Source organism: Variovorax brevis, from assembly GCF_030317105.1.
Taxonomy (GTDB): domain Bacteria; phylum Pseudomonadota; class Gammaproteobacteria; order Burkholderiales; family Burkholderiaceae_C; genus Variovorax; species Variovorax brevis.
This window is the reverse complement of the sequence record NZ_JASZYG010000023.1, coordinates 1-19609: the sequence shown is the minus strand read 5'-3', so window position 1 is coordinate 19609 and position 19609 is coordinate 1. Positions and strand designations below refer to the sequence as shown.

Annotated in this window: 20 protein-coding genes and 3 tRNA genes; 20 read left to right on the top strand and 3 right to left on the bottom strand. The window is 65.0% G+C overall.

Annotation, left to right across the window (positions count from 1 at the left end; translation table 11 throughout):
* Nucleotides 1-38: 38 nt before the first annotated feature.
* Nucleotides 39-641 carry a hypothetical protein gene (locus tag QTI66_RS34395; protein ID WP_286564862.1) on the bottom strand — a complete coding sequence of 201 codons (603 nt, stop codon included), beginning with the start codon at nucleotides 639-641 and terminating at the stop codon, nucleotides 39-41.
* A 167-nt stretch (nucleotides 642-808) separates the two neighbouring features.
* On the opposite strand from QTI66_RS34395, the gene QTI66_RS34390 reads away from it, so the two are divergent.
* Nucleotides 809-1534, top strand: coding sequence for an SDR family oxidoreductase (locus tag QTI66_RS34390; protein ID WP_286564861.1), 726 nt, complete (start codon nucleotides 809-811; stop codon nucleotides 1532-1534).
* 6 nt (nucleotides 1535-1540) lie between these two features.
* On the opposite strand, the gene QTI66_RS34385 is transcribed toward QTI66_RS34390, so the two are convergent.
* On the bottom strand, nucleotides 1541-2551 hold the full coding sequence (locus tag QTI66_RS34385; protein ID WP_286564860.1) for a carbon-nitrogen hydrolase family protein: 1011 nt from the start codon (nucleotides 2549-2551) through the stop codon (nucleotides 1541-1543).
* Nucleotides 2552-2732: 181 nt separating this feature from the next.
* On the opposite strand from QTI66_RS34385, the gene QTI66_RS34380 reads away from it, so the two are divergent.
* From QTI66_RS34380 to QTI66_RS34345, 8 genes are all read left to right on the top strand, one after another.
* Nucleotides 2733-3707: an AraC-like ligand-binding domain-containing protein gene (locus QTI66_RS34380; RefSeq protein ID WP_286564859.1), complete on the top strand. Its 975-nt coding sequence runs from the start codon at nucleotides 2733-2735 to the stop codon at nucleotides 3705-3707.
* 147 nt (nucleotides 3708-3854) lie between these two features.
* Entirely contained in the window at nucleotides 3855-4892 is a 1038-nt protein-coding gene (locus QTI66_RS34375; RefSeq protein WP_286564858.1) for a LacI family DNA-binding transcriptional regulator, read from the top strand.
* Between the two features lie 275 nt (nucleotides 4893-5167).
* Nucleotides 5168-6133: a Bug family tripartite tricarboxylate transporter substrate binding protein gene (locus tag QTI66_RS34370; protein ID WP_286564857.1), complete on the top strand. Its 966-nt coding sequence runs from the start codon at nucleotides 5168-5170 to the stop codon at nucleotides 6131-6133.
* A gap of 47 nt (nucleotides 6134-6180) precedes the next feature.
* Nucleotides 6181-7515 (top strand): glucarate dehydratase, encoded by a 1335-nt coding sequence (gene gudD / locus QTI66_RS34365; RefSeq protein ID WP_286564856.1) that lies wholly within the window; start codon nucleotides 6181-6183, stop codon nucleotides 7513-7515.
* Between the two features lie 47 nt (nucleotides 7516-7562).
* Nucleotides 7563-8357 carry an HpcH/HpaI aldolase family protein gene (locus QTI66_RS34360; protein ID WP_286564855.1) on the top strand — a complete coding sequence of 265 codons (795 nt, stop codon included), beginning with the start codon at nucleotides 7563-7565 and terminating at the stop codon, nucleotides 8355-8357.
* Between the two features lie 28 nt (nucleotides 8358-8385).
* On the top strand, nucleotides 8386-9282 hold the full coding sequence (locus QTI66_RS34355) for a 2-hydroxy-3-oxopropionate reductase (protein ID WP_353506264.1): 897 nt from the start codon (nucleotides 8386-8388) through the stop codon (nucleotides 9280-9282).
* Between the two features lie 41 nt (nucleotides 9283-9323).
* The gene (locus QTI66_RS34350) at nucleotides 9324-10427 is read left to right on the top strand and encodes an SMP-30/gluconolactonase/LRE family protein (RefSeq protein WP_286564854.1); all 1104 of its coding nucleotides are present in this window, start codon (nucleotides 9324-9326) and stop codon (nucleotides 10425-10427) included.
* A gap of 77 nt (nucleotides 10428-10504) precedes the next feature.
* Nucleotides 10505-11197: a phosphoglycolate phosphatase gene (locus QTI66_RS34345; protein ID WP_286564853.1), complete on the top strand. Its 693-nt coding sequence runs from the start codon at nucleotides 10505-10507 to the stop codon at nucleotides 11195-11197.
* A gap of 5 nt (nucleotides 11198-11202) precedes the next feature.
* Here the strand turns inward: QTI66_RS34345 and QTI66_RS34340 are convergent, their stop codons facing one another.
* Nucleotides 11203-11787: a chalcone isomerase family protein gene (locus QTI66_RS34340; RefSeq protein ID WP_286564852.1), complete on the bottom strand. Its 585-nt coding sequence runs from the start codon at nucleotides 11785-11787 to the stop codon at nucleotides 11203-11205.
* A gap of 308 nt (nucleotides 11788-12095) precedes the next feature.
* Between QTI66_RS34340 and trpE the strand changes: the two genes are divergently transcribed.
* The 11 genes from trpE to QTI66_RS34285 all read left to right on the top strand — a co-directional run.
* Nucleotides 12096-13598 (top strand): anthranilate synthase component I, encoded by a 1503-nt coding sequence (gene trpE, locus QTI66_RS34335; protein ID WP_286564851.1) that lies wholly within the window; start codon nucleotides 12096-12098, stop codon nucleotides 13596-13598.
* A 79-nt stretch (nucleotides 13599-13677) separates the two neighbouring features.
* On the top strand, nucleotides 13678-14262 hold the full coding sequence (locus tag QTI66_RS34330; protein WP_286564850.1) for an anthranilate synthase component II: 585 nt from the start codon (nucleotides 13678-13680) through the stop codon (nucleotides 14260-14262).
* Nucleotides 14263-14273: 11 nt separating this feature from the next.
* Nucleotides 14274-15320 carry a low-specificity L-threonine aldolase gene (ltaE, locus tag QTI66_RS34325; protein WP_286564849.1) on the top strand — a complete coding sequence of 349 codons (1047 nt, stop codon included), beginning with the start codon at nucleotides 14274-14276 and terminating at the stop codon, nucleotides 15318-15320.
* Nucleotides 15321-15331: 11 nt separating this feature from the next.
* Nucleotides 15332-15982: a LysE family translocator gene (locus QTI66_RS34320; protein ID WP_286564848.1), complete on the top strand. Its 651-nt coding sequence runs from the start codon at nucleotides 15332-15334 to the stop codon at nucleotides 15980-15982.
* A gap of 26 nt (nucleotides 15983-16008) precedes the next feature.
* Nucleotides 16009-17046 (top strand): anthranilate phosphoribosyltransferase, encoded by a 1038-nt coding sequence (gene trpD / locus QTI66_RS34315; RefSeq protein WP_286564847.1) that lies wholly within the window; start codon nucleotides 16009-16011, stop codon nucleotides 17044-17046.
* A 5-nt stretch (nucleotides 17047-17051) separates the two neighbouring features.
* On the top strand, nucleotides 17052-17852 hold the full coding sequence (gene trpC / locus QTI66_RS34310; protein WP_286564846.1) for an indole-3-glycerol phosphate synthase TrpC: 801 nt from the start codon (nucleotides 17052-17054) through the stop codon (nucleotides 17850-17852).
* Nucleotides 17853-18560, top strand: a complete 708-nt coding sequence (locus QTI66_RS34305) for a uracil-DNA glycosylase (protein WP_286564845.1) — start codon at nucleotides 17853-17855, stop codon at nucleotides 18558-18560.
* Between the two features lie 202 nt (nucleotides 18561-18762).
* A tRNA-Tyr gene (locus QTI66_RS34300) sits at nucleotides 18763-18848 on the top strand.
* Between the two features lie 87 nt (nucleotides 18849-18935).
* A tRNA-Gly gene (locus tag QTI66_RS34295) sits at nucleotides 18936-19009 on the top strand.
* A gap of 42 nt (nucleotides 19010-19051) precedes the next feature.
* A tRNA-Thr gene (locus tag QTI66_RS34290) sits at nucleotides 19052-19126 on the top strand.
* Between the two features lie 78 nt (nucleotides 19127-19204).
* On the top strand, nucleotides 19205-19609 hold a 405-nt coding region (locus QTI66_RS34285; protein WP_286564844.1), incomplete at its 3' end, for a GTP-binding protein.

The following is a 19609-nucleotide window of genomic DNA, read 5'->3' as shown; positions in this document are numbered from 1 at the left end:
TCTTTGCGGGGCGATGCGCCGAACGACGCGCTGATGCCTTACTTCGCCGACGCAGGCGACACGCGCAAGGCCAGCGATTCAGTGATGCTGGCCACCACCTGGTCACCCACCTTGGTGTCGCGCAGCACCTGCGAGTCGTTCACGCGCACATCGACGATCTGGCCGCTGGGGCCCTTGAGCGTCACGATCTTTTTCTTGGCATCGACGCCTTCGACGTCGGCCACGATGGTGGTGCGCTTGACGACCGCGCCGCCGGGCTTGGCGCCGCGTTCGGCCTTGGCAGCGCCTTCGGTTTCGACCTTTTCGCGGATGCCGTCGCCGCCCTTCATGAGCGCCAGCGCGATGCCCACGCGATAGGTCAGGCGCACCAGGTCGCCCACCTTGACCTGCTCAAGATTCTTGACCTTGGGATCCACCCGCATGTCCGAGATGTTGCCCTTGGGGCCCTTGATCGACACGATGCGGTTGGCCACGTCCACCGCCGTGATTTCCCCCGTGACGGACACCACCGACGCAGCGCCTCGCGCGTCCGAAAGATCGATGGTCTTGTGCGCAGGGTCCGCCGCCTGGGCGATGCCTGCCCAAGTGCCGAGGGCCAGCGAGAGGGACAAGGCGATCAGTGATTGCTTGTGTAACTTCATCGACGAACTCCGAATTGAAAGTTGATGGAAGCGCGGGGGCATCGTAGCAGTCGTTCGTGTTAGTTTCTGTGTCATCGCCGGCCATATCGGCACCGCAATGAACGGCGTCGCAAGGATGCTCGTGGAGAGACGTAGATCGGACGATGTCCGTGCGCAAGAATCGCGGCATGCATGATTCCAATTCCCCCAACGCACCGGCGCCCGTCGCCATCGTCACCGCCGCCGGCCGCGGCATGGGCGCTGCCATTGCGCGCGAACTTCATGGCCGCGGCTATCGCCTGGCGCTGATGTCGCCGTCGGGCAGCGCGCAGGCCCTGGCCGGGGAACTCGGCGGCTTCGGCATCAGCGGCTCGGTCGAGAGCCCGCAGGACCTGCAGCGCCTGGTCGATGGCGCCTTGCAGTCCTTCGGTCGCATTGATGCCGTGGTCAACCACACGGGGCATCCACCCAAGGGCGATTTGCTCGATCTCACGGACGACCACTGGCTCAAGGGCAACGACCTGATGGTGCTGTCCGTCGTGCGCATGGCGCGGCTCGTCACGCCGACCATGCTGGCGCAGGGCAAGGGCGCCTTCGTCAACATCACGACCTTTGCGGCCTTCGAGCCCTCGCCGAAGTTTCCCGTGTCGTGCGCCTATCGTGCGGCGGTGGGCGCGTTCACCAAGCTGTACGCCGACCGCTACGCAGCGAACAACATCCGCATGAACGCGCTGCTGCCCGGCTATGTCGACAGCCTCGACCACAAGCCTGAAACGGCGCAGTCCATTCCGATGCAGCGCGTCGGCACCACGCAGGAGATCGCGAAGACAGCCGCTTTCCTGCTTTCGGACGACGCGGGCTACATCACCGGCCAGAACATCCGGGTGGACGGCGGCATCACTCGACACGTATGAGGCGCGTCACTCCTTGGGCGCAACGACGTCGAACCCGCCCGATTCCGGCTCCACCGTTTTCGCGAACACCACAGGCTCGCGGCGTGTCTTGTTGAACAGCAGCCGTGTGACGTCAGGGCGCGCGTAGTGCCCACCGGGGTCTCCCGCCGCCTTGGCCAGGGAGATCATGCCGAGGTCGATGTCGGCAATGACCAGGCCTTCCTGGTCTTCCGGCAGGTTGGTGCCCAGTGGCGATCCGTCCGGGCCATAGATGCGCGCAAAGCCGCCGCCCTTGAGCAGCATCTGCTGCTTGCCGGGATCGGTGCACAGCATGTCGCTCATGGCCGCGGACACCGTGGCGCAAGGCGCGATCACGAAGCACTGGCCTTCGGCCGCGTAAAGCTGGCTGGCCGCGTTGTTGACCTCCGCGCCCAGCGCATAGGCCGCGCCGCGGTACAGCGAAAAGCTCGGCCAGGCGGCGCAGTGGATCTGCTCGTTCTGCGAATACATCGCGTACTTGCTCAGCGGCTGCAGATGTTCCCAGCAGCACAGCGAGCCGATGTTGCCGATGGCGGTTTCGCACACCGTCAGGTCCGCGCCGTCGCCTTCGCCGAACACCGTGCGCTCGACGTGCGTGGGCTTGAGCTTGCGCCGCGTCTGCACGACCTTGCCTTCGTCGTCGATGAGCGCCTGCGCGATGTAGAGGCTGCCGCCCGCCTTCTCGCTGTAGCCGGTCGACAGCCAGATCTTGTGCTTGCGCGCGGCGTCGCGCAGGCGATCGAATTCGGGCGAACCAACGATGAGCGAGTTGTCGTTGTAGCGCTGGACGAACTGCATGCCCCACGCGGGCGAGTCGAGCCAGATCCACCACGGGTAGCCGGGGATCCAGGTTTCCGGAAACGCGATCAGCTTGACGCCCTGTGCGGCGGCCTGCGCCATCAGGTCGATGGTCTTTTCGATGGTGGCGTCCAGGTCGAGGAACACCGGCGCGGCCTGCACGGCGGCGACACGAAGTTGCGGATGGCTTTTGCTGGGCATGTTGCGATCTCCACGGGTTTGAAGTCAGGAAAGGCGGGCGCCGCGCCGGCGTGCGCTTCGGGTTAGCGCGCTGGCATGTGCCTTGCGTCGAGCGTAAGTTGATCGGCCACAAACGCCTTGTCCCAAACTGGCGGCGTTCTTGTTCCAGCGTGTCGCGTTGCACCCACCGGAGCCTTCTTCCATGGACAACCTCCTCAGCACCGATGCGGTCCCGCGCGGGCAACGTCTCGCCTACTGGACCGACATGATCTGCAACGTGTACGTGCAACTGGGCTGCGACGCGGTCAGGCCGCAGGATCCCGGCACCTTCCAGGGTCACATCCGCCGGCATTGCCTGCCGGGGCTGGATGTGTCGGTCGTCACCTCGGGTGCCCAGAACGTGAAGCGCACGCCGGCGCACATTGCGCGCTCGTCGGACGACTACTTCCTGGTCGCCTTCCAGTCGCGGGGCAAGGGCGTCGTGCGACAGGATGGCCGCGATGCGCTGACGTCGGTGGGCGATTTCGTGCTCTACGACACCACGCGCCCCTACGAACTGGTCTTCGATGGCGACTTCGAGCAGATCGTGCTCAAGATTCCCGGCGAGCGGCTGCGCAGCGAACTGCGCGACACCGACCAGCTGACGGCCACCACCGTGTCGAGCCGCGAAGGCGCAGGCCACCTGCTGCTCAACATGATCCGCACGCTGCGCGAAGACATCGACACGCTGCAGCCTGCGTCGGCCTTTGCAGTGGCCAACGGCGTGCAAAGCATCCTCGTGGCCGGCCTGCAGACACTGCCTGCCGCGCGTGCACGCAGCTTGAGCAACCTGACGGCCTACCACCTCGCGCGCATCAAGCGCTGCATCGACCAGCAACTGGGCGATCCGGCCTTGTCGGTGAGCAGCCTGGCGGCCGAACTGGGTGTGTCGGCCAGCCACATCCACCGGGTGTTCAAGAGCGAGCCGCTGACGCCTTCGCAATACATCTGGGAGCGCCGCCTGGACGCCTGCAGCCGCGACCTTCTGGCGCCGCGGCTGGCGGGGCGGCCGGTGGCGGAGATTGCGTACGGCCGTGGTTTCAGTGATGCGGCGCATTTCAGCCGGGCCTTTCGCGAGCGCTTCGGGTGCACGCCGCGGGAATGGCGGCAACTGGAGGCGCATCGCACGGACGCGTGAACCTGAACCAATCCCGGAGCACCGCGGAGCCGGGTTTGCCGGGCTGCAGGTTTTGCCACTGGCAGCGGTTTGGAGACGACACGAATCAGGCAAGCCCGAAGGCGAGCGTCATTCCGGTAGCGCTATCGCCTGCATAGAATGCGGCGCATGATTGCTGATGAAAGCGCCCCGGGCGGGCGTCGATCGCGGCGCGGCACCGGCGCGGTGACTCTCCACGACGTGGCCAAGCTGGCGGGCGTCGCGCCCATCACCGCGTCGCGCGCACTGGGCACACCGCCGCAAGGCTCACCCGAGGTGCTCAAGCGCGTCAGCGACGCGGTGGCGCGCACGGGCTATGTGCGCAACACGCTCGCCGGCGGGCTGGCATCGCGGCGAAGCAAGCTGGTGGCGGCGGTCGTGCCGACGGTGACCGGCCCGGTCTTCATCCAGACCATCAAGGCGCTGACGGAAGCGCTCGCCGAGGAAGGCTACCAGTTGATGCTGGGCCAGAGCGGCTATGCCAATTCCCGCGAGGACGCGCTGCTCGAAGCCATCATCGGCCGCCGGCCGGACGGCATCGTGCTGACGGGGGTCATGCATTCCGCCTCGGGGCGCAAGCGCCTGCTGGCCGCGGGCATTCCGGTCGTGGAGACCTGGGACCTGACGCGCACGCCGCTGGACATGCTGGTGGGCTTTTCGCATGCCGACGTCGGCCGCGCGGTAGTCGAATTCCTGCGCGCAAAGGGTCGCGGCTGGCTGGCCGTGATCGCGGGCGACGATGAACGCTCGGCGCGGCGGCGCGCAGCCTTCGAGCAGGCGGCGGAGGCGGGTGGACTGCCGCCGGTTGTCGTCGTCGAAGTGCCAGCGCCAACGACGCTCAAGAACGGTCGCAAGGCGCTGGCGGAATTGCTGGCCATGCAACAGGGATTCGACGCGGTGTTCTGCAGCTCCGACCTGCTGGCGCTGGGCGTCTTGGTCGAAGCCCGGACGCGCGGGATTGCCGTGCCGGACGCGCTGGCGGTCGTGGGCTTTGGCGACCTTGAGTTTGCAGCCGACCTGCAACCTGCGCTGACGACGGTGCGCATTGACGGAGACGCCATTGGTCGGCAAGCCGCGCGCTTCATCATCGATCGGGCGGAGGGGCGTGAGGGCGGGCCGCCGGTGGTCGATGTGGGCTTCACGATCGTCGAGCGCGAAAGCGCCTGAAGCGAAACTTCGCTGCGTGGAGCACACCGTCGGCCTCGGCACGCGCCCCTATTCACCGCGGAAGACGTACAAGCGTCGTGCTGCGTTGATCCGCTTGCATCCCGGATTCCGTTGAATTGTGTTCGGGTAACTACCGAGGACCCGCCACTTGACGCCATTTTGGGTAGCGCTACCATTCAATCCATCGACGGTAGCGCTACCGTCATCTCATTCAGACTCACCTGAGTTTCACGAATTCCGGCGCCCAGCAGGCGCCAATCCCCAAGGAGACCGACATGAAAAAACTTCTGACCGCCGTGGCCATGGGCCTCATGAGCGCCTGTGCCGTCGTGCACGCGCAAGCCTGGCCGACCAAAGCCGTGACCTTCGTCGTGCCTTTTCCCGCAGGCGGGTCGACCGACATGGTCGCCCGCGCCATCGGCCCCAAGCTCACCAGCACGCTGGGCCAGCCCTTCCTGGTCGACAACAAGGCCGGCGCCACCGGCACCATCGGCGCGACGCAGGTCAAGCGCTCCGCACCCGACGGCGCCACCTTCCTCGTGACCTCGCTCGGTCCGCTGGTCATCGCACCTCACCTCATCAAGGGCATGCAATACGACGCGCTGAAGGACTTCGACACCATCACCGTCGCCGTGCAGGCACCCAACGTGCTGGTCGTGCCCGCGAACTCGCCGCACAAGACGGTGGCCGACGTCATCGCCTTCGAAAAGAAGAACCCCGGCAAGATGACCTTTGCATCGTCGGGCAACGGCTCCAGCGACCACCTCACGGCCGAACTCTTCTGGCAGCAAACCGGCGCGGCCGGCCTGCACGTGCCCTACAAGGGCGGGGCGCCCGCCATCACCGACCTGCTCGGCGGCCAGGTCGATGCCTCGTTCCAGAACGTCAACGCGGTGTTCTCGCACATCAAGGGTGGCAAGTTGAAGGCGCTCGCCGTCACGGGCGACAAGCGCTCCGCGGTGCTGCCCGACGTGCCCACCATGGCCGAGGCGGGCGTGAAGGGCGTGGAGGTGTATTCGTGGCAGGCGATCGTCGCGCCCAAGGGCTTGCCGGCGGATATCCGCGCCAAGGCCCATGATTCGATGGTCGCGGCGCTCAACGACCCGGCCGTCAAGCAACAGTTCACCTCCATCGGGCTGGAAGTCGTGGCCAACACGCCGGCCCAGTTCGCCACGTTCCAGCAGCAGGAGTCGGCACGCTGGAAGAAAGTGATCGAGACCGGAAAGATCACGATAGATTGACCGACCCCCGACAGCGCGCCATTCCACCTTCTTCCGGATTCAAAGCCATGACAAGCTCCTCCACTCCCGTCGTCACCGCTCTGCGCGTGATCCCCGTCGCCGGCCGCGACTCCATGCTGCTGAACCTGAGTGGAGCGCACGGCCCGTTCTTCACGCGCAACATCCTCATCCTGACCGACAGCGCCGGCAACACCGGCGTCGGCGAAGTGCCCGGTGGCGAGAAGATCCGCCAGACGCTGGAAGACGCCGCCCCGCTGGTCGTGGGCCAGCCCCTCGGCGCACACCAGCGCCTGCTGCAAGAGATGCAGAAGAAGTTCGCCGACCGCGACAGCGGCGGGCGTGGCCTGCAGACCTTTGACCTGCGCACCACGATCCACGCCGTGACGGCCATCGAATCAGCCTTGCTCGACCTGCTCGGCCAACACCTGAACGTGCCTGTCGCCGCACTGCTCGGCGAAGGCCAGCAGCGCGAATCGGTCGAGATGCTCGGTTACCTTTTCTATGTCGGCGACAAGTCGAAGTCGGACCTGCCTTATGTCACCGACGCCGATGCCGGCAACGACTGGTTCCGCCTGCGCCACGAAAAGGCCATGACGCCCCAGGCCATCGTTCGCCTGGCCGAAGCCGCACGCGAGAAGTACGGCTTCAACGACTTCAAGCTCAAGGGCGGCGTGCTGCGCGGCGACGAGGAAGTCGAAGCCATCGTCGCCCTGCACGAGCGCTTTCCGCAAGCGCGCGTCACGCTCGACCCCAACGGCGGCTGGCTGCTGAAAGACGCCATTCGCCTGATGCGCGACATGCGCGGCGTGGTCGCCTATGCCGAAGACCCGTGCGGCGCCGAAGAGGGCTTCTCCGGCCGCGAGGTGATGGCAGAGTTCCGCCGCGCCACCGGCCTGCCGACGGCCACCAACATGGTTGCCACCGACTGGCGCCAGATGGTGCATGCGCTCTCGCTGCAATCGGTCGACATTCCGCTGGCCGACCCGCATTTCTGGACCATGGCCGGCTCGGTGCGCGTGGCGCAGACCTGCCGCGACTGGGGCCTGACCTGGGGTTCGCATTCGAACAACCACTTCGACGTGTCGCTGGCCATGTTCACGCACGTCGGCGCCGCTGCACCCGGCCGCGTCACCGCCATCGACACGCACTGGATCTGGCAGGATGGCCAGCGCCTGACCAGGGAGCCGCTGCAGATCGTGGACGGCCATGTGCAGGTGCCCAAGAAGCCCGGCCTTGGCGTCGAACTCGACATGGCCGAGATCGAAAAAGCGCACCAACTCTACAAGCAGCACGGCTTGGGCGCACGCGATGATGCGACGGCGATGCAGGCGCTGGTGCCCGGCTGGAAGTTCGATCCGAAGCGCCCCGCTTTCGATCGATAAGTCGTCACACCCGATTCCGTCAATGTTCTTCTTCAGGAAAGCACTTCATGAGACCCAATCGACTGCGTGAAATCTGGAAGTCCGGCGGCGCCGCCGTCAACGGATGGCTCGCCATTCCCAATGGCTTCTCCGCCGAAACCATGGCCCACCAGGGCTGGGATTCGCTCACCATCGACCTGCAGCACGGCGTGGTCGACTATCAGCAGATGATCCCGATGCTGCAGGCGATCTCGACGACCGGCACGGTGCCCGTCGTGCGCGTGCCGTGGCTCGAACCGAGCGCGCTCATGAAGGCGCTGGACGCCGGTGCCTACGGCCTGATCTGCCCCATGATCAACACGCGCGAAGACGCGCAGAAGCTGGTGGCGTACACCCATTACGCGCCGCGCGGCACGCGCAGCTTCGGCCCCATCCGCGCGCTGCTGTACGGCGGCGCCGACTACCCGCAGCACGCCAACGACGAGATCGTGACCTTCGCGATGATCGAGACCGCGCAGGCGCTGGAAAACCTGGACGCGATCATGTCGGTCGAAGGCCTCGACGCGGTCTACATCGGTCCTTCGGACCTGTCGCTGTCGCTCGGATGCCGCCCGGTGTTCGACGACGTCGACCCCAAGGCGCAGCAGGCCATCGACCACATCCTCGAACGCGCCAAGGCGCACGGCCTGGTGGCGGGCATCCACAACGGCACGGCGGAAGGCGCATTGGCACGCGTCGCCAAGGGCTTCCAGTTCGTCACGGTGAGTTCGGACGCACGGCTCATGGCAGCGGGCGCGCAGCAGGTGCTCTCCAAGATGCGCACGACGCCCGCGGCCCCTGCATCCGGCACGGCCACCTATTGAGTTTCATCAACACAAGGAAGCACCCAAAATGAAAGTTGGATTCATCGGCCTGGGCATCATGGGCGCGCCCATGGCGCTCAACCTCCTGAACGCCGGCCACGAGATGTTCGTGCCCGCCCGCCGCAAGCTGCCCGAGTCCCTCGCCAAGGCGACGGCCTGCGCCACCAATGCCGACGTGGCGCGTGCGGCCGACGTCATCGTGCTGATGGTGCCCGACACGCCGGATGTGCAGAGCGTGCTCTTCGCCAAGGATGGCGTGGCCGAAGGCCTGTCGGCCGGCAAGATCGTGATGGACATGAGCAGCATCTCGCCCATCGAGACCAAGGCCTTCGCCAAAAAGATCAACGAGCTCGGCTGCGAGTACCTCGACGCGCCGGTGTCGGGCGGCGAAGTGGGCGCCAAGGCGGCGAGCCTGACCATCATGTGCGGCGGCTCAGAGGCCACTTTCACGACGGTCAAGCCGCTGCTGGAAGCCATGGGCAAGAACATCACGCTGGTGGGCGGCAATGGCGATGGCCAGACCACCAAGGTCGCCAACCAGATCATCGTCGCGCTCAACATCGCCGCGGTCGGCGAGGCGCTGCTCTTTGCCAGCAAGGCCGGCGCCGATCCGGCCAAGGTGCGCCAGGCGCTGATGGGCGGCTTCGCATCGAGCCGCATCCTGGAAGTGCATGGCGAACGAATGATCAAGCGCACCTTCAACCCGGGCTTTCGGATCGCGCTGCACCAGAAGGATTTGAGCCTGGCACTGGCCGGCGCCAAGTCGATGGGCGTGGCGCTGCCGCAGACGGCCTCTGCCGCGCAACTGATGGCGTCGTGCGCCGCGCACGGCTGGGACCAGCTCGACCATTCCGCGCTCGTGAAAGCGCTTGAACAGATGGCGGCGCACGAGGTGGCTCCTGCGCCAGCCCCGGAAGGAACCTGATCGACGAAGCCTTTTCCGCGACCACAACGAAGGAGACACGAATGACCCAGAGCAAGAGCAAAGAACGGCGTCGGTTTCTGAAGATGGCAGCAGGCAGCGGCCTGTCTGCACTCTCCGGCCTGGCGGGCGCCCAGGCCTTCGAATACAAGCCCACCCAGCGTTACCCGGACCCGGCGGTGCTGATCCTCGATCCGGGCTTCGCCAAATACCGCATCTACAGCAGCACGCTCGAGCAGCTCGGCAGCGGCATGCGATGGGCGGAGGGGCCGGTGTACTTCCCCGAGGGCGGCTACCTGCTGTGCAGCGACATCCCGAACAACCGCCTCATGAAGTTCGACGAGAAGACGGGCAAGTTCGGCGTGCACAAGGAGAACGTCAACTACGCCAACGGCAACACGCGCGACCGGCAAGGGCGGCTGCTGAGCTGCGAGCATTCCGTGACGCGGCGCATCGTGCGCACTGAAAAAGACGGGCGCCAGACCGTGCTGGCCGACAGCTTCGAAGGCAAGCGCCTGAACGCGCCCAACGACATCGTCGTGAAGTCCGACGACAGCATCTGGTTCACCGATCCGCTGTTCGGCATCAGCGGCGAATGGGAAGGCTCGCGCGCCACGCCCGAGCAGGCCACGACCAACGTCTACCGCATCGGCACCGACGGCAAGCTCACGGCGATGATCACCGACATCGTGAACCCCAACGGGCTGGCCTTTTCGCCGGACGAGAAAAAGCTCTACGTGGTCGAGTGGAAGGGCACGCCCAACCGCAGCATCTGGAGCTATGACGTGGGAGCCGACGGGAGCCTGTCGAACAAGACCAAGTTCATCGATCCGATGGGTCCTGCGTCACTGGACGGCTTTCGCGTGGACCGCGACGGCAACCTGTGGGTCGGCTGGGGCTGGAGCGGCGCGCTGGCCACCGAGCCCACGGACGTGGCCGGCGGCATGAAGGCCTACCTGCCGCTGGCGAGGTCGGAGGACATGGACGGCGTGAAGATCTTCAACGCGCAAGGCAAGCCCATCGGCTTCATCAAGCTGCCCGAGCGCTGCGCCAACCTGTGCTTTGGCGGGCCGAAGAACAACCGGCTCTACATGGCGAGCAGCCATTCGCTTTACGCGCTGTACGTAGAGGCGCACGGGGCGACCTGATCGCTGGAAGCCGATCGGGAAATGGGCGCGCATGGAAGGTCTGCCGGATAATTTCCGCTCACTTCCGGGCGCCACCCTTGAACACACTGAACTTCGACCTCAAAAACATCGACGCTGCCATCGTCGATCTGGACGGCACGACCATCGACACCATCGCCGATTTTCTGGTCGCGCTGAACCGGATGCTCGATGACGTTTCGCTGCCGCACATCAGCGCCGACGCCATCGAACTCATGGTGGGCAAGGGCTCCGAGCACCTCATCCGCTCGGTGCTGCGCCACGTGAGCGGCAAGGATGCCGACGAGGTGCTCAGCGACGCCGCCTGGCAAAGCTACACGCGTCACTACCTGGCCATCAACGGGCAGCACGCCACGGTTTACCCCGGAGTCATCGAAGGCCTGCGCGCGTTGCGCGAGCAGGGCGTGCGCCTTGCCTGCCTGACCAACAAGCCCAATGCCTTCGCCAAGCCGCTGCTGGCGGAGAAGGAACTCAGCGGCTTCTTCGAATTCGCGTTCGGCGGCGATACCTTCGAGCGCAAGAAACCCGACCCGCTGCCCCTGCTCAAGACCTGCGAGGCGCTCGGCACGCAGCCGTCACGCACCTTGATGATCGGGGACTCCAGCAATGACGCGCAGGCAGCGCGCGCCGCAGGCTGTCCCGTGGTGCTGGTGACCTACGGGTACAACCACGGCGAGCCGGTGCGCGAGGTCAACGCCGACGGCTTCGTCGACTCGATTGCCGAACTCGCCGCGCGCATGCGTGCGGCCTGACGCCGTCAGGCGCTGATGCCCAGCAAGGCGTCCTTGAGCTTGTAGTCGGCCGGCGCCGGGCCGAGCCAGATGCGGATCAGGGCGTTGAAGAAGGCTTGTTCCTTGATCGGCTCACCCTGCGTGACGCCCTTGACGGCGATCACCGTGCCCTTGCCCGGCACCCAGTCGATGGTGAAGCTGTCGCCGGCCTTCAGGTTCTTCTGCTCGGAAAACACCTGGCTCATGCGCAGGAGGCCGGGAATCAGTTGGGAGAACTCGTTCTTGGGCGAGTTGTCTTCCACGCCGCGGGTAAACAGCTTGCCCAGTTCGTTGGCGTCGATGTCGCGCAGCATCGTGATGGCCATGCGCTTGGCACCGGGGGCGGCCAGTGCTTCTTCGGCGGTGCCGGCCTTCTTGCCGAGATAAAGGCTGGCGGTGTAGACCTTGAACACAGCCTTGTAGCGGATGCCTGCGCCGTTGAGCTGGAGCTTGCTGCCATTCAAATCGAGGGCATCGTCGATCTTGACGCCGGCCAGGTCGATCTGGCCGGCTGATGCGCCGAGTGCGGTAACCAGGGCGGTGAGCGCGAACAGGCGCGAAACGCGAATCATGAAAAAACTCCAGAGGAAAAAAGAGAGACCCGAACACTCAACAAAACGGGACGAACGCAGGAATGTATCTTTTTGTACGTCCACTGGCACTCGTATAAACTCTGCTTTCCATGTTCATTCATCACGTCACGCAGACAGGTCAAGGCCGGGGAGCCTGGCCTTGGCGCACGCCATCGTCGCTGACTGTTTGACCAGCGCGGCGCCCGCCGCGCGCCCGTGGCCCTGTCCCCCACACGACACCGGCCAAGTTTTTGTGAATGATCTGCCTGCGACCCCGATGCGTCGACCGGCAAATGGAGACCCACCCCGTGATCACCGAACTCGAATTCAAGAGCCTCAGCGCCCAAGGCTATAACCGCATTCCGTTGATGGCCGAGGCCTTTGCCGACCTCGAAACGCCCCTGTCCCTCTACCTCAAGCTGGCCAATTCCAGGGACGGCGGCAAATACAGCTTCCTGCTGGAATCCGTCGTGGGCGGCGAGCGCTTCGGGCGCTACAGCTTCATTGGCCTGCCGGCTCGCACCCTGCTGCGCGCCAGCGGCTTCGGCGCCGATGCCGTGACCGAGGTCGTCACCGACGGCAAGGTCGTCGAAAGCGCCAAGGGCAATCCGCTGGATTTCGTGGCCGAATATCAAAAGCGCTTCAAGGTCGCGCTGCGGCCGGGCTTGCCGCGCTTTTGCGGCGGACTGGCGGGCTACTTCGGCTACGACACGGTGCGCCACATCGAAAAGAAGCTGGAGAAAAGCTGCCCGCCGGACACGCTGGGCTGCCCGGACATCCTGCTTTTGCAGTGCGAGGAACTGGCCGTCATCGACAACCTGTCGGGCAAGCTCTACCTCATCGTGTATGCCGACCCGACGCAGCCGGAGGCGTATGCCAATGCCAAGCGCCGGGTGCGCGCGTTGCGCGAACAGCTGAAGTATTCGGTGAGCGCGCCCATCGTGAAGCCGACGCAGGCGCACCCCGCGCAGCGCTCCTTTGCCAAGGCCGACTACCTTGCGGCCGTCGAGCGCGCCAAGGAGCTGATCGCGGCCGGCGACTTCATGCAGGTGCAGGTGGGGCAGCGCATCAGCAAGCGCTACACGGAGTCGCCGCTGTCGCTGTACCGCGCACTGCGGTCGCTCAACCCCTCGCCCTACATGTACTACTACGACCTGGGCGATTTCCATGTGGTCGGTGCATCGCCGGAAATTCTTGTGCGCCAGGAGAAGATGGCCGACGGCGAGCAGCAGATCACCATCCGACCGCTGGCCGGCACGCGCCCGCGCGGCGCCTCCGTCGAGCTCGACAAGGCGGCCGAGCACGAACTGGTGAATGACCCCAAGGAGCGCGCCGAACACGTCATGCTCATCGACCTGGCGCGCAATGACATCGGCCGCATTGCCAAGACCGGCACCGTGAAGGTGACGGAAGCTTTTGCCATCGAGCGCTACAGCCACGTGATGCACATCGTGAGCAACGTGGAAGGCACGCTGAAAGACGGCATGACGGCCATCGACGTGCTGAAGGCGACCTTTCCGGCGGGCACGCTCACCGGCGCGCCGAAGGTGCATGCGATGGAACTCATCGACCAGCTCGAACCGACCAAGCGTGGCTTGTACGGCGGGGCCTGCGGCTATATCAGCTATGCCGGCGACATGGACGTGGCCATTGCGATCCGCACGGGCATTGTGAAAGACCAGATGCTCCACGTGCAGGCGGCGGCCGGCGTGGTCGCCGACTCGGTGCCGGAGCTGGAGTGGAAGGAAACGGAAGCCAAGGCGCGTGCGATGCTGCGGGCGGCGGAACTGGTTGAGGAGGGTCTCGAATGAGCACCGCCGGACCGCTCCAAGGTGCGAAGGCCCCCTCGGGGGGCAGCGCAGTACTCGAAAAGACAAGCGTGGGGGCCCCATGAAGCTGCTGATGATCGACAACTACGATTCGTTCACCTACAACCTCGTCCAATACTTCGGCGAGTTGGGTGTCGATGTCGAGGTGCATCGCAACGACGAGATCACACTGGAAGACATCGGTGCGCGCATTGCGGCCGGCGTTTCGCGGCTGGTGGTGTCGCCGGGGCCCTGTTCGCCTGCCGAAGCGGGTGTTTCAGTCGCGGCCATCACGACCTTTGCGGGCAAGTTGCCCATCCTCGGTGTGTGCCTTGGCCACCAGTCCATCGGCGCGGCCTTCGGCGGCAAGATCATTCGCGCGCAACAACTCATGCACGGCAAGACGAGCGAGATCACGACCACGCGTGAAGGTGTGTTCGCCGGCTTGCCCGAACGATTCACGGTGAACCGCTACCACTCGCTGTCGATCGAGCGTTCCACTTGCCCGAAGGATCTGGCGATCACCGCCTGGACCGACGACGGCGAAATCATGGGTGTGCGGCACACAGGCTTTGCGCACGACGTGCGCATCGAGGGCGTGCAGTTCCATCCGGAATCGATCCTTACCGAGCACGGCCATGCCATGCTCAAGAACTTCATCGATTGAAAGACCCTGCAATGACTTCAGTGATCGACCTGCGCAGCGACACCGTCACGCAACCCACGGCGGAAATGCGTGCCGCCATGATGGCCGCGCCACTGGGCGATGACGTGTTCGGCACCGACCCGACCGTCAACACGTTCCAGGAGAAGATTGCCGCCTTGCTGGGCTTCGAAGCGGCCCTCTTCGTGCCGACCGGCACGCAGAGCAACCTTTGCGCAATCCTGTCGCACTGCCAGCGCGGCGAGGAATACATCGTCGGCCAGCAAGCGCATTGCTACCGCTGGGAAGGCGGCGGTGCGGCCGTGTTCGGCAGCGTGCAGCCGCAACCGCTGGACCATCAACCCGATGGAACACTGGCGCTGCAGGACATCGAAGCCGCCATCAAGCCCGATGACGCGCATTTCGCGCGCACGCGCCTGCTCGCCCTTGAGAACACGCTGGGCGGCAAGCTGCTGCCCTTCGATTATGTGCAGGCTGCAACGGCGCTCGCCAGGGACAAGGGCTTGCAGCGCCATCTGGATGGCGCGCGACTCTTCAATGCGGCGACGGCACAAGCGGCACAGACCGGCGGCGATATCCATGCCGAGGCGCGCCGCATCGCGCAGTGCTTCGACAGCGTGTCGGTGTGCTTCAGCAAGGGCCTTGGCGCACCGGTGGGTTCCGCACTGCTGGGCTCGCGGGAATTCATTGCGCGGGCGCATCGCATCCGCAAGATGGCGGGCGGCGGCATGCGTCAGGCTGGCTTGCTTGCGGCCGCGGCGTCTTACGCACTGGACCATCATGTGTCGCGCCTCACGGATGACCACGCGCTCGCACGCCGTCTCGCAGAAGGCTTGGCCGACATCGAAGGCCTGTCGGTCGAAGCACCGCAAAGCAACATCGTCTTCGTCGACCTGAGTGGTGCCGCCAAGTCGCGATCGGGCGAACTGCTGGCCTACCTGAAGGAGCGCAACATCCTGGCCACCGGGCTTTACCGCTTGCGCTTCGTCACGCATCTGGACGTCGACACCGCCGGCGTCGATCGCGCTGTGGGCGCGATTCGCACCTTCTTCCGAAACTGAGAGCGCGGAGCATGCCGGACCTCTCGCATCTCCTGATCTTCATCGTGGCGGGCTGGCTGCTGAACCTGACGCCTGGGCCGGACGTGTTCTACATCGTGACGAATGCGCTTCGCTCCGGTGCGCGCGCGGGCATCGTCGCGGGGCTGGGCGTCACGGGCGGCTGCTTCGTCCACATCGGCGCGGCGGCGCTGGGCGTGGGCACGCTGCTGGCCACGTCGGCCAGTGCGTTCACCGTGCTCAAGTTCATCGGTGCGGCCTATCTGCTTTACCTCGGCGTCCGGATGCTGTTGTCGAAAACGCCACCCACCGCCGATCTTGCGGCCATGGCGGCCGCCGCGGAATCCCGTAGCCTGAAGGCGGTCTTCATGGGCGGCTTCTGGACCAATGTGCTGAACCCGAAGGTCGCGCTGTTCTTCCTGGCCTTTGTGCCCCAGTTCATCTCGCCGGACGCCGACAACAAGACGCTGGCCTTCGTGTTGCTGGGCGTGCTGTTCAACCTCAACGCCATTCCCGTCAACTCGGGCTGGGCGCTGGCCGGCGCGTGGATGGCACGACGCAGCGCGGTGCAAAAAGGGCTGCACTGGCTCGATCGCATCGCAGGCCTCATGTTCATCGGCTTCGGCATCAAGCTCGCGCTGTCGGACGCTCCGGCGGCGCGCTGAATATCCAATATTTGCAAGGAGACACCATGCCCATCACCCCGCAGGAAGCGCTTCAGCGCACCATCGAACATCGCGAGGTGTTCCACGACGAGATGCTGCACATCGTGCGCATGATCATGAGCGGAGAATGCTCGCCCGTCATGATGGCCGCGCTCATCACCGGCTTGCGCGTCAAGAAGGAAACCATCGGCGAGATCACGGCGGCGGCGCAGGTCATGCGCGAGGTTTCGACCAAGGTCAATGTGGCCGATACGACGAACCTCGTGGACATCGTCGGCACGGGTGGCGATGGTTCGCACACCTTCAACATCTCGACTTGCACGATGTTCGTGGCGGCCGCGGCAGGCGCCAAGGTCAGCAAGCACGGCGGACGCAGCGTGAGCAGCAAGTCCGGCAGCGCCGACGTGCTCGAAGCGCTGGGCGCGAACATCAACCTGAAGCCCGAGGAGATCGCGCAGTGCATTGCCGACACCGGCATCGGCTTCATGTTTGCGCCCAACCACCATCCCGCGATGAAGAACGTCGCGCCGGTGCGCAAGGAACTGGGCGTGCGCACGATCTTCAACATCCTTGGACCGCTGACCAATCCGGCGGGCGCGCCGAACATCCTGATGGGTGTGTTCCACGCGGACCTGGTCGGCATTCAGGTGCGCGCATTGCAGCGTTTGGGCGCGGAGCATGCACTGGTGGTCTACGGCCGCGACGGCATGGACGAGATCTCGCTCGGCGCGGCGACGATGGTCGGTGAACTGAGGAACGGCGAGATCCGTGAGTACGAATTGCATCCGGAAGACTTCGGCTTCGCGATGTCGAGCAACCGCTCGCTGCGGGTTGAAACGCCCGAGCAATCGAAGGCGATGCTGACGGGCGTGCTCAACGGAGACACCGGGCCCGCGCACGACATCGTGCTGCTCAATGCGGGCGCCGCGCTGTACGCCGCCAACGTGGTCGACTCGATGGCCGCGGGCATCGATCGCGCACGCACCGCCATCTCCACCGGCGCTGCCAAGCGCAAGCTGGCGGAGTTCGTGCAGGCCACGACGGCGGCGCAGAAAGGAGCCTGAGCAGCATGTCGGACATCCTGAACAAGATCGTTGCGGTCAAGCACGAAGAGGTCGCGGCGGCCAAGAAGCGCATTTCGCTGGAAGCCATGCGCTTCGACGCCGAAAGCCGTGTGCTCACGCGCGACTTCGAAGGCGCGTTGCGCAACAAGATTTCGGCAGGGCAGGCCGCCGTGATCGCCGAGGTCAAGAAGGCCAGCCCGAGCAAAGGCGTGCTGCGCGAGGACTTCATTCCCGCGGACATCGCGCAAAGCTATGCCGAAGGCGACGGAGCCATCAGCGCGGCCTGCCTTTCCGTGCTGACGGACAAGCAGTTCTTCCAGGGCGGCATCGACTACCTGAAACAGGCCCGCGCCTCCTGCGACCTGCCGGTGCTGCGCAAGGACTTCATGGTCGATGCGTACCAGATCTATGAATCGCGGGCGATCGGCGCCGACGCGATCCTGCTGATCGCCGCGTGCCTGGACGACGCGCAGATGCTCGATTTCGAGGCGATTGCCCGCTCGCTCGGCATGGCCGTGCTGGTGGAGGTGCATGACGAGGCGGAACTGGAGCGCTCCCTCAAGCTGAAGACGCCGCTCATCGGCGTGAACAACCGCAATCTGCGCACCTTCGAGGTGTCGATCGACAACACGATTTCGCTGTTGCCCAAGGTGCCGGCGGATCGCCTGCTGGTCACCGAATCGGGCATCTCGACGCGCAAGGACGTGGCCGCCTTGCGTGCGGCTGGCATTCACGCTTTTCTGGTCGGCGAGGCGTTCATGCGCGCCGATGAACCGGGCGAAGCGCTCGCAGAACTGTTCAAGTAGATGAGCGCGCTGACGCAGTTGACGAGCGCCGACCCGGCGCAGTGGCCGGTGGCACCCGGGTGGCAGCCGCTGGTCGACGAGTTTTTCGCGGGCGAAGTAGGGCGCAGGCTGCTGGCGTTCCTGCAAGAGCGCCTCGATGCAGGCGCCGTGATCTTCCCGCCGCTGCCCCTGCGAGCCCTGCAACTGACGCCGCCAGAAGATGTGCGCATCGTCATCTTGGGCCAGGACCCGTATCACGGTCGCGGGCAGGCGGAGGGGCTGGCCTTTTCCGTAGCTCCGGGCGTGGCCTTGCCGCCGTCCCTTCGAAACATCTTCAAGGAACTGCAACGCGACCTTGGCACGCCGCCGCCGCCCTTTCCCGATCCAGGCGGCAGCCTGGTGAAGTGGGCGACCCATGGCGTGCTGCTACTCAACACCTGCCTGACGGTGGAGGAGGGCCAGCCGGCCAGCCATTCCGGGCGGGGCTGGGAGGTGCTGACCGATGCGGTCATCCGCCACGTCGCGCAGCGCGAGCGGCCAGCCATGTTCATGCTCTGGGGCTCCCACGCGCAAAGCAAGCGTGCACTCATCGACACCGCGCGGCACCAGGTGCTGGTGGCTAACCACCCGTCGCCGCTCTCCGCACTGCGCCCGCCGATTCCGTTCATCGGATGCGGGCATTTCGGGCGCGCACGGGCTTGGCGAGAAGCGCAGTCCTCAGCGCCTTGAGCAAGCCTTGGATTTAACCAGGACTAATTGAAAAAGTGTGCTCAAGGGTAAACCCGAGGTCAAACTGCGGTTATGCTCTCGGGCGGTCGATTTTTGCGGCATATGACGCATCGTGACGAGGAGCCAGTGCTGTGAAAAATTACAGAACTCGCTCCGAAGACGCGACCAACCCCTCGGAACGTGCTATATTCCGAGGTTCGCCGGAGAGGTGGCCGAGTGGTTAATGGCAGCAGACTGTAAATCTGCCCTCTTACGAGTACGCTGGTTCGAATCCAGCCCTCTCCACCAGCGAAAAAAGGATATTTTGCAGAGCGCTTGAATACGACAGACCTCAGGGTGGTCCGGGCTTCAGGGGTGCCGTGTGGCGCCTTCGATGCGGGAGTAGTTCAATGGTAGAACCCTAGCCTTCCAAGCTAATGACGCGGGTTCGATTCCCGTCTCCCGCTCCAGCAAGGTCTTCAAGCGCAAAGCGCAGGTTTTTGAAAGATTTGGCCCTTTTGGCTCAGTGGTAGAGCACTCCCTTGGTAAGGGAGAGGTCGCGGGTCCGATTCCCGCAAAGGGCACCATTTTTCCCCGGGTTGCGAAGCGAGCATGCAGCCCCATGTAGTCGTACTGATCCAGATATTTTTTTCGGAGTCGAGAAAATGGCAAAAGGCAAGTTCACCCGCACCAAGCCCCACGTGAACGTGGGCACGATCGGTCACGTCGACCATGGCAAGACCACGCTGACGGCGGCCATCGCCACGGTGTTGTCCAGCAAGTTCGGCGGCGAAGCCAAGGCCTACGACCAGATCGACGCGGCGCCCGAAGAAAAGGCACGCGGCATCACCATCAACACCGCGCACGTCGAGTACGAAACGGCCAACCGCCACTACGCACACGTCGACTGCCCCGGCCACGCCGACTACGTCAAGAACATGATCACCGGCGCCGCCCAGATGGACGGCGCCATCCTGGTGTGCTCGGCCGCTGACGGCCCGATGCCCCAGACGCGTGAACACATCCTGCTGGCGCGCCAGGTGGGTGTGGGCTACATCATCGTCTTCCTG